We start from the raw sequence: 11,284 nt of genomic DNA, 5'->3' as shown, positions 1-11,284 counted from the left end.
ACGTTCGGAAGGGATAACCGCTGAAAGCATCTAAGCGGGAAGCTCGCCTTGAGATGAGGTCTCCCACCACGAGAGTGGGTAAGGCTCCCGGTAGACGACCGGGTTGATAGGCCGGAGGTGGAAGCACAGTAATGTGTGGAGCTGACCGGTACTAATAGGCCGAGGACTTGACCTCAAAGCTTTTTTGCTCGCGTCCACTAGGCAATTCTGAAACAACAAGCGGCGTGTTCCGTTTGATAGTTTCATAGGGTTACGGCGGTTATGGCGGGAAGGAAACACCCGGTTACATTCCGAACCCGGAAGTTAAGCTTCTCTGCGCCGATGGTACTGCACTCGGGAGGGTGTGGGAGAGTAGGTCACCGCCGGACAATCTTTCGAAGAGGCCCCACACGGTTCGTGTGGGGCCTCTTCGCGTTCACAGGCATGGCAACACGAACGAGGGCCACCCCCAGCAGCCGGGGTGGCCCTTTTTTGCGTTCGGGGACCAGTGGGTCAGACGCGCTGCCACAAAGCCGGCACGTTGGGTGGCTCCCAACCGGCCATTGACGTGTGCCCTTGCAGGCACCGGTACGTCGACCCGCCGTAAGTTACCTGGTCACCCGCCTGGTAGGTCACCCCAACCTTCCAGGTTCCGCCGCCCGGAGACGGACTAGTCGTGGGAGTGGGAGTGGGCGTCTGCGTGGGTGGCACTCCCTGGACATTGAGCACGAAGTCGAACGTCGCTTCCTTCCCCGAGCCGACGGGGCGGACGTTCATGAGCAGTCTCGGGTCGTAGATGCTGTCGGTGTTGTTGCGCGGCTCGCCCGGGAAGTAGAGCTGCGTGGTGAGGATCCCACGGCCCGGAGCCTGCGCCTTGACGTGGATGTGCCGGGTACGGCCGGGGTAGAGGCCGGGCACGATGGTGGTGAGCTTGAAGGCCCCCTGGGCGTTCGTGTACTGGTGCCCACGGAAGTTGTACGTGACGTTGTCGTAGTTGCCGTTGGTGTCGGCCTGCCAGAAGTCGAGCAGGACGTTCGCCAGTGGCTGACAGGACAGTCCGAACACATATCCGCTCACCGTCAGCGGGGTGCCCGAGCCGGGGAGGGTCGAGCGCTGGGGGGAGTTGGGCTTGAAGTAGGGGCCCTCGGTCTGCGAGATCGTGAGATCGTCACCGTCGTCGCAGAACGGGGTGGGCTCCAGCTGCTGGCCGGTCCCGGCCATGGTGCGGGCCAGGGCCGGCACCTCGCCGATCAGGAACGGGACCGGTGTCGCTATGAGAGCCGCCTTGAACAGCGCCTTTCTGGTGATTCCGCGCTGCCTTTCCTCGCGAGTGTTCTCGCCTTCCACGATGGCCTCCTTGAAAGCGCCTGCTGGGGGGTAGAGCAGGCTGTTCTCCAAGGTGGCACCCTGCGGCGGAGGTGAGTACCCTCTAATTTTCTATACGATTCACGATATGTTTGCCCCGCGTCCAGACCGCTACGCGTGGTCAGTAGGGTTGAGGGGTGGATTATCGTGCGGTTGAACGTGCCATCCTGGAGCGGGGCGTCGAGTGGGATTTCGAGCCGACGCTCGACAGGATCGCTGCGCTCATGGATTTGCTCGGCTCGCCTCAGCGGGCGTACCCGGTCATACACATCGCCGGCACCAACGGCAAGACGACCACGGCGCGGCTGACCGAGGCGCTGCTTCGCGAGCGCAACCTCAGAGTGGGCCGGTTCACCAGCCCGCACCTGGTCACCGTGCGCGAGCGCATCACGGTCGACGGCCAGCCGTTGAGCGAGGAGCGCTTCGCCGAGGTCTATGAGGAGATCGCGCCCTACGTCGAGCTGGCCGACGCGCAGGGGCACCGGCGCATCCAGTTCTTCGAGCTGCTGACGGCCATGGCGTTCGCGGCGTTCGCCGACACGCCGGTCGACGTCGCGGTCATCGAGGCCGGCATGGGCGGGTCGTGGGACGCGACGAACGTCGCCGACGGCCTGGTGTCGGTCATCACGCCCATCTCCCTCGATCACATGGATCGTCTGGGTCCTGACATCCCGAGCATCGCCGGAGAGAAGGCCGGGATCATCAAGCCGGGCGCCACGACCGTGCTCGCTCAGCAGGAGCTGGCCGCGGCCGAGGTGCTGATGCGCCGCGCGGCCGAGGTAGGCGCGGTGGTGGCGCGCGAGGGGCTGGAGTTCGGCGTGCTCGGCCGGGAGATGGCCATGGGCGGGCAATTGCTCACCCTGCGCGGGCTCAAGGGCGTCTATGACGAGATCTACCTGCCGCTCTACGGCAGCTACCAGGCCAGTAACGCGGTGTGCGCGCTGGCCGCCGTCGAGGCGCTGACCGGTGGCGACGATCCGCTCGACGTCGACCTGGTGCGCCAGGCGTTCGCCCAGGCGTCCTCGCCCGGCCGGATGGAGGTCGTCCGGCGCACGCCCACGGTGGTGATCGACGCGGCGCACAATCCCGGCGGGCTGGAGGCGAGCCTGGAGGCGCTGCACGAGGCGTTCGACTTCGCCAAGGTGATCGGCGTGGTCGCGGTCATGCGCGACAAGGATGTCGAGACCTTGCTGGAGCTGCTGGAGCCGATGCTCGACGAGATCGTGGTGACGCGTAACTCCTCGCCCAGGTCGTTGTCGGCGCAGGAGCTCGCCGCGCTGGCCGTGCCGCTGTTCGGCGAGGACCGTGTGCACGTCGTCGAGCGGCTCGACGAGGCCCTCGACAGGGGCATCGGCATCGCCGACGCTGAGGGCGAGTTCAGCGGGGCCGGGGTGTTCATCACCGGTTCTGTGGTGACGGCCGGAGATGCCCGGCATTTGCTCAAGGCGGATGGTGTGAGATGAATTTCGAGGTCACACCGGGCATGCGCAGGCTCGGCGCGAGCGTGCTCGGCATGGAGGCCATCGTGGCCGGGCTCATCACGCCGGTGGCGATCGTCGTGGGCGGAGTGGCCCCCGCGCTCGCCGTCGCGGTGGGCGTCGGGCTCCTGGTGTTGTGCGTGGTCGCCGCGGGCCTGCTCAAACGGCCCTTCGGGTACGTCATGGGCAGCGTCGTCCAGGTGCTGGCGATCGCCACGGGCTTCCTCGTGCCGACCATGTTCTTCCTCGGCGCGATCTTCGCGGCGCTGTGGATCACCGCGATTATCGTAGCTCGCCGTGTCGAGGGCGTGACTTCCCGCTAAAGTCGGCCTACATGGCCGTCCCCCCGATTCAACGGTCGCCGCTTCCGGCTGGCCTCAGGCATTCCTGGCTGCTCGACGTGGTGCTCGGGCTGCTCGTCCTCGTGGCGTTGCCGCTGGCGATCGTCGCGATCCCCAACACGCTGTCCGTGGTCGCCGACCTGTTGCCGGGCGACTTCGACCAGATCGGGCTGAGCCGTACGCACGGGCTGGCGCTGCCCGCCCTGATGCTGACGGTGCCGCTCGCGGCCGTCGCGTTGCGGCGGATGAAGGTGGCCCACGTGCTGGTCGCGGGGCTCGCGCTGGTGGCGGTGGCCGACGCGGCGGGCGGATACGCGGCCTCGGAGCTGGTCGTCGGCGTCGTACGCGTGCTGCGCGGCATCGGCGGCGGCCTGATCGTGCCGGCCACTCTGGTGGCGGTCTGGGACCGTACGCCCGCGTTGCGCGGCCTGTGGGCCGGGGTCTTGTGCGTCAGCCTGCTGGAGGCTCAGGCGCTCGCGCTCTGGCCGCTGGTCGACGTGACGAGCTGGAAGGTCACGTTGCAGCCGTACCCGATGGCCACCGGGGTCGCGCTGGCGCTGGCGGCGGCGTACCTGCTGGTCTGGAGGCTCGCCGGGCGGGCGCCCGCGCCCGCGCCGGACGCCAGGGAGCGCAGTCGGCTGCTGCTCGCGGCCGTGCCCGCGGCGGGCATCGCGGCCGTGGCGGTCAGCACGGCGAGCGCGGGGTGGGGGGTCGTCCCGGTGATCCTGCTGGCGGGGGTGGCGATCGTCGGGCTGCTGGCGCTCGGCTCGATCGGCCGGGCGGAGGGCCGCACGCACGCGTACACGATGGTGGCCGTCGGGGTGGTGCTGCTGCCGAGCACGGCGCAGGTCACGCTGGTGGAGATGGGCGGTCTGGGCGGGCCGGGGCTGCGCGGGCTGTGGACGCCGTTCGGGGTGGCGGCGGTGCTCGCGGTCGTCGCCGGGGTGGTCGTGCGGATGTTCGCCAAGGGCGTGGGGCGGTTCACGGCGCCGCTCGGGCTGCTGGCGATGGTGGTCGGCCTGTGCTCGGTGCGGCTGGTCGTCCCGTCGGCCGACGGGCTGGTGCTGGCGGTGCCGTTCACGCTGCTCGCGGTGGGGGCGACCGTGGCGGTCACGGCCACGCTCGGCGAGATCGGGATCGGGGCGGCGGCGTTCGGGCTGTCGCTGGGCGTCGCCGGGGTGCTGGCGGGCTACCTCCTGGGCACCGGCGTGCAGATGTGGATGCTGGAGGGGGTCGGGTCGCGCCAGGAGCTGGTCGACAGCTTCGTGGGCGCGTTGCACTGGTGGGCGTTGATCGGCGGGTTCCTGCTGGTGGGCGTGATCGTGCTGGCGGCGGTGATGGGGCGGCGGCCGTCCCGGGAGGAGGAGCCGCCGTCCGACGGCGAGCCGGCGGAGGTCGCGGTGGCGGTCGGGGCAGGTCTCGAGCGCGGGGCCGCGGGGCAGGAGCCGGTCACGACGTGGGGCTCGGTCGGTCCCGAGGGCTCTCCTGCGCCGGAGGAGGACGAGTCCGCCGAGCCCGTGCCCGCGGTGCCGCCGCAGGCGCCCTCGCCGGAGGACGACGAGCGGTCCTGAATCCTCGCTCGCGCGCGTCATCCCTGTGGCGCCGAGGGTGTGGGTGCGGACGGTAAGCTGAGCGACGGCTATGGCGACGCGAGGGCCCGTGTCCCGCGGAGCGCCCTCGTGGTCAGGCCAGGCGCCCGTAGCCGCGACCCGAATCTGTTCAAAGGAGAACCACACGTGTCCGAGCGCACTCTTGTCCTGATCAAGCCCGACGGGGTGAAGCGTGGCCTCATCGGTGACGTGATCGCCCGCGTGGAGCGCAAGGGCCTCAAGGTCGTGGCGATGGACCTGCGCACCCTCGACGCCGACACCGCCAAGGCGCACTACGCCGAGCACGCCGAGAAGCCGTTCTTCGGCGAGCTGGTCGACTTCATCACGTCGGCGCCGCTCGTGGCCCTGGTCCTTGAGGGCCCGCGCGCCATCGAGGCCTTCCGCGCGCTGGCCGGCGCCACCGACCCGGTCAAGTCCGCCCCCGGCACCATCCGCGGCGACCACGCCCTGGAGATCGGCGAGAACGTCGTCCACGGCTCGGACTCGCCCGAGTCCGCGGCCAGGGAGATCAAGATCTTCTTCCCCGACCGCTTCTAGCAGTCAGCTTCACCCGCGCGCCCGCCGGCTTCACGCCGTGCGGGCGCGTCTTTCTGTCGGCGGTGGGTTGTAGCGTTCACCGAGTCTGGCAGGCGCCGGCGCAGTTGATCCGGTCGTGTGGGTGCAATTCGGGCAAAATCCAGGTTGAGGTAGGGGCTGGAGATTTTTGTGGAGCGCGAGGGCTCATTGCGCTCACTGGTGGGTACGTCACGTTACGATTCGAATTCGATCCGTAGTCATTCGCGAACGACGATACGGAGGGCTCCGTTCCCCATGGGCAGCAAGCTCGCGTTTCTCGGCCGTGACATGGCGGTCGATCTGGGCACCGCCAACACGTTGGTATACGTGCGTGGCCGGGGCATCGTGCTCAATGAGCCGTCAGTCGTAGCGATCAACACCACCACAGGCAAGATCGTGGCGGTGGGCATCGAGGCAAAGCGAATGATCGGTCGTACGCCCGGCAACATCGTCGCGGTCCGCCCGCTGAAGGACGGCGTGATCGCCGACTTCGACGTCACCGAACGGATGTTGCGCTACTTCATCCAACGAGTGCACAGACGACGCCATTTCGCCAAGCCGCGCATCATCATCGCCGTACCGAGCGGCATCACCAGCGTCGAACAGCGCGCGGTGAAGGAAGCCGGATACCAGGCCGGCGCAAGGAAGGTCTACATCGTCGAGGAGCCGATGGCCGCCGCCATCGGGGCCGGGCTGCCGGTCCACGAGCCCACCGGGAACATGGTGGTCGACATCGGCGGCGGCACCACCGAGGTGGCCATCATCTCGATGGGCGGTGTGGTCACCAGCCAGTCGATCAGGATCGGCGGCGACGAGCTCGACCAGGCGGTGATCACGTTCGCCAAGAAGGAGTTCTCGCTGATGCTCGGCGAGCGCACCGCCGAGGAGATCAAGATGGCGATCGGGTCGGCCTGCCCCAACGGCGAGGAGTCCCACGCCGAGGTGCGGGGGCGCGACCTGATCAGCGGGCTGCCCAAGACGATCATCGTGTCGAGCGAGGAGATCCGCAAGGCCACCGAGGAGCCGGTCAACGCGATCGTCGACGCGGTGAAGACCACCCTCGACAAGTGCCCGCCCGAGCTGTCGGGCGACATCATGGACCGCGGCATCGCCCTGACCGGCGGCGGCGCCCTGCTCAAGGGCCTCGACGAGCGGGTCAAGGCCGAGACCGGCATGCCCGTTCACCTGGTGGAGAACGCCCTCGACTCGGTCGCCATCGGCTCGGGCAAGTGCGCCGAGGAGTTCGAGGCACTGCAGCAGGTGCTCGTTCCGGAGTCGCGGCACTGATGAGAGATTCGCGCCGGGCCCGGCTGATCCTGGGAGTGCTGCTGATGGCGGCGCTGGTCGTCCTGACCATCGACCATCGTGCGGGCGACAGCTCACCGCTGCGTCCGCTGCGCTCGGCGGGGTCCTGGGTGTTCGGCGCGGCCGAGCGGTTCGGCGGGGGCGTGGTGCGTCCCGTCGGCGGCTTCCTGCACGCCCTGGCCAGCGCGCCCAGCGCGCAGCGGCACATCGAGCAGTTGCAGGAGGAGAACGCCAGGCTGCGGGCCGGGCTGTCCTCCAGCACGCTCGACGCCACCCGCTCGGCGGAGCTGAAGAAGCTGCTTGGCCTCTCCGGCACCGGCGGCTACAAGGTGGTCACGGCCAACGTGGTGGCCAGGCGCGGACAGCCGGGGTTCGAGGACAGCGTGCAGATCGACGTGGGCACCGGTGACGGGGTGCGTCCCGACATGACGGTACTCAACGGCGACGGGCTGGTCGGCCGGGTCATCCACGCCTCGTCCGCCACCTCCACGGTGGTGCTGCTCAGCGACCCCGCCTCGGCCGCCGGGGGGCGGCTGGAGGGCGGCCAGGAGATCGGCGTGGTGCACGGGGTGGGCGAGAACGGGCGGCTCGTGCAGTTCCGGCTGCTCGACTCGACGGCGCCGATGGAGCGAGGCGGTCGCATCGTCAGCTTCGGTTCCAAGAACGGGCGGCCGTACGTGCCGGGGGTGCCGATCGGGGTGATCGAACGGGTGGAGTCGACGCCGGGGGAGCTGACCCGGATCGCCTACGCCCGGCCGTTCGCCGACCTGACGGCGCTCGACGTGGTCGGGGTGGTGGTCGAAGGGCCCAAGCGGGATCCGCGTGACGCGGTCCTGCCGGTCAAGGAGGGGGCGCGGTGATCGGCGACGGCACGGCCTCCGGCGAGGCCGCTGCTGGTGTGGTGATCGGGGGATGAAGAGCGTGCTGCTTTCGGCGGGGACGGAGGCGCGGTGATCGGGGCGATGGTCGTGGTGCTGGCGTTGCTGGCACAGGTCATGCTGGTCAACCGGCTGCCGTTGCCGGCGGGTGGCGCGCCTGACCTGGTGCTGCTGGCGGTGGTGGGCATGGCGCTGGAGCGCGGGCCGGTGGCCGGGGCGATGGTCGGGTTCTTCTCGGGGCTGCTGGTGGACCTGGTGCCGCCGACCGCGCATCTGATGGGCCAGTACGCGTTCGTGCTGGCCGTGGTCGGTTATGTGGCGGGGCGCGGCGCGGGCGGGCCGGCGACGACCGTCGTGCTGTGCGTGCTGATCGCGCCGCTGGTGGCCGTGGGGGTGGCCGGGCTGCTGTCCGATCCGCGGGTGTCGCTGGCGACGCTGACCCAGCAGGTGCCCGTCACCGTTCTCTACACGCTCATCGTGGCGCCGGTGGTGATCTGGCTGGCCACCCGGGGGAGACAGCCGAGGTACTCGACATGATCCGCATGCGTACCAGGTTGCTGGTGCTGCACGTCCTGGTGGTGCTGCTGCTCGTCGTGCTGGCCGTACGGCTGTGGCAGGTGCAGGTCGTGCGCGGCCAGGAGTTCGTGACCAGGGCGATGGAGACCAGGACGCGCACGGTGATCGTGCCCGCGGTGCGGGGGCAGATCCTCGACTCGTCGGGGCGTCCGCTGGTGCGCAACAGGACCGCCCTGGTCGTGTCCGTCGACCGGACGAAGCTGAACAGGATGCCGGGCGGGGGGATGAGCGTGCTGCGCAGGCTCTCCTCGGTGCTCGACCGGCCGGTCAAGGACCTGCGGCAGCGCATCACGCCCTGCGGGCCGGGGGTGGGCAAGCCGTGCTGGACGGGGTCGCCGTACCAGCCGGTTCCGCTGGACGAGAAGGTGGACACGCGCGAGGCGTTGCAGATCCTGGAGCGGCAGGAGGAGTTCCCGGGGGTGACCGCGGAGATCCACTCGGTCCGGCAGTACCCGGGCGGGCGGGCCGGGGCGCAGATGCTGGGTTACCTGCAGCCGGTGACCGAGGCGGAGCTGGAGAAGCGCGAGGGGCTCAAGGCCAGCTTCTCCGGGGTCGACCTGGCGGGGCGCGACGGTATCGAGTACGTCTACGACGACGCGCTGCGCGGGAAGTCGGGGCTGCGCAGGGTGCAGGTCGACCGGATGGGCAAGGCCCTCGGAGTCGAGGAACAGGTGCCGCCGGTCGCCGGCGACCACCTGGTGACCAGCATCGACGCGCGGGTGCAGGCGGTGACGGAGAAGGCGCTCGCCAACGCGATGAAGAACGCGCCCGGGGCCGACGGCGGCGCCGCGGTGGTGCTCGACGCGCGTTCCGGGCGGGTGGTGTCGGTGGCCAGCGCGCCGGGGTACGACCCGGAGATCTGGGCCGGTGGCATCTCGGCCAAGGGGTACCAGTGGCTGTTGTCGGACAAGTCGGGTAAGCCGCTGGTGTCGCGGGCGATCAACGGGCAGTTCGCGCCCGGTTCGACGTTCAAGGTGTCGTCGGTGTCGGCGATGTTGCGGGCCGGGTATCCGCTCAACGGCACGTACGACTGCCCCGGGGCGTACATGGTGGGCGACCGGTCCTTCAGCAACTTCCGGGGGATCGGCCTCGGGCAGATGAACCTGCACACGGCGCTGGTCAAGTCGTGCGACACCATCTTCTACCGGGCGGCGTACGAGCAGTACCTGAAGGACGGCGGGCGCAACCCGAAGAAGCGCACGAAGGAGGTGTTCGCCAACACGGCCAGGGCCTTCGGCTTCGGCCGGCCGACCGGGGTCGACCTGCCGGGCGAGTCCTCCGGGCGCATCCCCGACCGGGCCTGGAAGAAGGACCTGTGGAACCGCACCAGCGCCACGAGCTGCGAGCGGTCGCGCAAGGGATATCCGGAGGAGAAGGACCGGGCGCGGGCCGACTTCCTCAAACGCCTGGCCCTGGAGAACTGCACCGAGGGCTTTCTGCTGCGGCCCGGTGACTCGGCCAACTTCGCCATCGGTCAGGGCGACGTCCTGGTGACGCCGATGCAGCTCGCGCGGGCGTACATGGCGCTGGTGAGCGACGGCAAGGTCCGCAGCCCGCGCATCGGGTGGGCGCAGGTGAGGCCCGACGGCAAGGTGGTCAAGACCATCGACGTGCCGGTGGTCGGCAAGCTGCCGATCAGCGACAAGGAGCGTAACTACATCAAGAACGCGCTGAGCCAGGTGCCCTCCGACGGCACCGCGGCGGGGGCGTTCACCGGCTTCCCGATGGACAAGGTGCGCATCGGCGGCAAGACCGGTACCGCGGAGGTGTGGGGCAAGAAGGACACCTCATGGTTCGCGTCGTTCGCGCCCACCAACAATCCGCAGTTCGTGGTGGTCGTCATGGTGTCGCAGGGTGGCATGGGCGCCTCGACCGCTGCGCCGGCCGCACGCGAGATCTACGAGGGCATCTACGGCTTCAAGGGGGAGCCGGCCGCCGTGCCCGGCGGAAAGCTCCCGACCAAGCTGCCGAAGTTCGCGCCCGACGGGACGGTGATCCACCAATGAACCGCGCCGTGGCCGCGCGGCGGCCCTCGCTCATCCAGCGGGCGATCGGCGAGCACTCGGTGGTGCGCCGCATGGACGGGCTGATGCTGGTCGCGGTGGCCGGGCTGTGCCTGATCGGCACCCTGCTGGTGTGGTCCTCGACCCGCACGTGGGCGCCCGGCGCCACCGGGTTGGTCAAGAAGCACCTGCTCAACGAGGTCATCGGCGTCACCCTGTGCGCCGTGGTGGCGATGGTCGACCACCGGGCGATGCGGGCGTACGCGCCGCTGGTGTTCCTGGTGTCGCTGGTGGGGCTGGCGCTGGTGATCACGCCGCTGGGCGCGACGATCAACGGGTCGCACTCGTGGATCCTGCTCGGGGGCGGGTTCGCGGTGCAGCCGTCGGAGTTCGCCAAGGTCGGGCTGCTGCTGATCATCGCGATGCTGCTGGCCCAGCCCGCCGAGGGCAGCGACCGGCCGCGCGGCCTGGACATCACGCTGGCCCTGGTCGCGGCGGGCATCACGATGGGGCTGGTGATGCTGCAGCCCGACCTCGGTACGGCGCTCGTGCTCGCCGTGATCACGGCCGCGGGGCTGGTGATCGGGGGCGTGCGCAAGCGGTGGATCGTCGGGCTGGTGCTCGTGGCGGCGGCCGGGGTGTTCTGCGTGTTCTGGTTCAACCTGCTGGAGCCGTACCAGGTGGCGCGGTTCACCGCGTTCGTCGATCCGAAGGTCGATCCGCGCGGGGTGGGCTACAACAGCACGCAGTCGCTGATCGCGATCGGTTCCGGGCAACTGCTGGGCAAGGGGCTCTTCGGCGGCGGGCAGACGACCGGCCGGTTCGTGCCCGAGCAGCACACCGACTTCATCTTCACGGTGGCGGGGGAGGAGTTCGGGTTCATCGGGTCGGTCACCGTGGTGCTGCTGCTCGGCGTGGTGCTGCTGCGCGGGCTGAAGGTCGCCAGGCACTGCGACGACCGGTTCGGCACGCTGGTCGCGGGCATGATCGTGTGCTGGTTCGCGTTCCAGACGTTCATCAATGTCGGGATGACGATCGGGATCATGCCGATCACCGGTCTGCCGCTGCCTTTCGTGTCCTATGGCGGCACTGCCACGTTCGCGAACCTCATGGCGGTAGGGCTGCTTCTGGCCATCAGAGTGCGGCGGCAGTCGTTCAACTGAGCGCGTAACGCGGGCCGTCCACCGGTGGGCC

The 11,284-nt window shown here is 69.5% G+C and carries 10 protein-coding genes and 2 rRNA genes; 11 read left to right on the top strand and 1 reads right to left on the bottom strand.

All coding sequences use genetic code 11. The features are described from left to right. Nucleotides 1-175 (top strand): 23S ribosomal RNA (locus ABT158_RS27365); the annotation flags it as partial. 76 nt (nucleotides 176-251) lie between these two features. Next, nucleotides 252-368: ribosomal RNA gene (gene rrf, locus ABT158_RS27360) — 5S ribosomal RNA — on the top strand. A 124-nt stretch (nucleotides 369-492) separates the two neighbouring features. On the opposite strand, the gene ABT158_RS27355 is transcribed toward rrf, so the two are convergent. Then, nucleotides 493-1,377, bottom strand: coding sequence for a carbohydrate-binding protein (locus ABT158_RS27355; protein ID WP_352358028.1), 885 nt, complete (start codon nucleotides 1,375-1,377; stop codon nucleotides 493-495). A 104-nt stretch (nucleotides 1,378-1,481) separates the two neighbouring features. Between ABT158_RS27355 and ABT158_RS27350 the strand changes: the two genes are divergently transcribed. From ABT158_RS27350 to rodA, 9 genes are all read left to right on the top strand, one after another. Next, nucleotides 1,482-2,807, top strand: coding sequence for a bifunctional folylpolyglutamate synthase/dihydrofolate synthase (locus ABT158_RS27350; protein WP_352358026.1), 1,326 nt, complete (start codon nucleotides 1,482-1,484; stop codon nucleotides 2,805-2,807). Then, the gene (locus ABT158_RS27345) at nucleotides 2,804-3,145 is read left to right on the top strand and encodes a DUF4233 domain-containing protein (RefSeq protein ID WP_352358024.1); all 342 of its coding nucleotides are present in this window, start codon (nucleotides 2,804-2,806) and stop codon (nucleotides 3,143-3,145) included. Before ABT158_RS27350 ends, ABT158_RS27345 begins: the two co-directional genes overlap by 4 nt. Before the next feature lie 11 nt (nucleotides 3,146-3,156). Then, nucleotides 3,157-4,734 carry a hypothetical protein gene (locus ABT158_RS27340; RefSeq protein ID WP_352358022.1) on the top strand — a complete coding sequence of 526 codons (1,578 nt, stop codon included), beginning with the start codon at nucleotides 3,157-3,159 and terminating at the stop codon, nucleotides 4,732-4,734. Nucleotides 4,735-4,899: 165 nt separating this feature from the next. Further along, nucleotides 4,900-5,310 carry a nucleoside-diphosphate kinase gene (gene ndk, locus ABT158_RS27335; protein ID WP_352358020.1) on the top strand — a complete coding sequence of 137 codons (411 nt, stop codon included), beginning with the start codon at nucleotides 4,900-4,902 and terminating at the stop codon, nucleotides 5,308-5,310. Nucleotides 5,311-5,583: 273 nt separating this feature from the next. Further along, the gene (locus ABT158_RS27330; RefSeq protein ID WP_352358052.1) at nucleotides 5,584-6,615 is read left to right on the top strand and encodes a rod shape-determining protein; all 1,032 of its coding nucleotides are present in this window, start codon (nucleotides 5,584-5,586) and stop codon (nucleotides 6,613-6,615) included. Beyond that, complete coding sequence (gene mreC / locus ABT158_RS27325) at nucleotides 6,615-7,493, top strand: rod shape-determining protein MreC (protein WP_352328455.1); 879 nt, start codon at nucleotides 6,615-6,617, stop codon at nucleotides 7,491-7,493. Before ABT158_RS27330 ends, mreC begins: the two co-directional genes overlap by 1 nt. Before the next feature lie 90 nt (nucleotides 7,494-7,583). Next, entirely contained in the window at nucleotides 7,584-8,048 is a 465-nt protein-coding gene (gene mreD / locus ABT158_RS27320) for a rod shape-determining protein MreD (RefSeq protein ID WP_352328456.1), read from the top strand. Continuing rightward, the gene (gene mrdA / locus ABT158_RS27315) at nucleotides 8,045-10,093 is read left to right on the top strand and encodes a penicillin-binding protein 2 (RefSeq protein WP_352358017.1); all 2,049 of its coding nucleotides are present in this window, start codon (nucleotides 8,045-8,047) and stop codon (nucleotides 10,091-10,093) included. The genes mreD and mrdA overlap by 4 nt, the downstream gene beginning before the upstream one ends. Further along, nucleotides 10,090-11,253 carry a rod shape-determining protein RodA gene (gene rodA / locus ABT158_RS27310; protein WP_352329260.1) on the top strand — a complete coding sequence of 388 codons (1,164 nt, stop codon included), beginning with the start codon at nucleotides 10,090-10,092 and terminating at the stop codon, nucleotides 11,251-11,253. The genes mrdA and rodA overlap by 4 nt, the downstream gene beginning before the upstream one ends. Nucleotides 11,254-11,284: the final 31 nt, after the last annotated feature.

The sequence above is a fragment of the Nonomuraea sp. NPDC001636 genome, from assembly GCF_040298265.1.
Lineage (GTDB): Bacteria > Actinomycetota > Actinomycetes > Streptosporangiales > Streptosporangiaceae > Nonomuraea.
Note: the sequence above shows the minus strand (reverse complement) of the source record. Positions and strands in the feature narration are given on the sequence as shown.

What these genes read in the sequence shown, in the direction of transcription:
- mrdA (WP_352358017.1), top strand. Translation starts at nt 8,045, where the DNA reads ATGATCCGCATGCGTACCAGGTTGCTGGTGCTGCACGTCCTGGTGGTG.
- ABT158_RS27345 (WP_352358024.1), top strand. Translation starts at nt 2,804, where the DNA reads ATGAATTTCGAGGTCACACCGGGCATGCGCAGGCTCGGCGCGAGCGTG.
- rodA (WP_352329260.1), top strand. Translation starts at nt 10,090, where the DNA reads ATGAACCGCGCCGTGGCCGCGCGGCGGCCCTCGCTCATCCAGCGGGCG.
- mreC (WP_352328455.1), top strand. Translation starts at nt 6,615, where the DNA reads ATGAGAGATTCGCGCCGGGCCCGGCTGATCCTGGGAGTGCTGCTGATG.
- ABT158_RS27340 (WP_352358022.1), top strand. Translation starts at nt 3,157, where the DNA reads ATGGCCGTCCCCCCGATTCAACGGTCGCCGCTTCCGGCTGGCCTCAGG.
- ABT158_RS27330 (WP_352358052.1), top strand. Translation starts at nt 5,584, where the DNA reads ATGGGCAGCAAGCTCGCGTTTCTCGGCCGTGACATGGCGGTCGATCTG.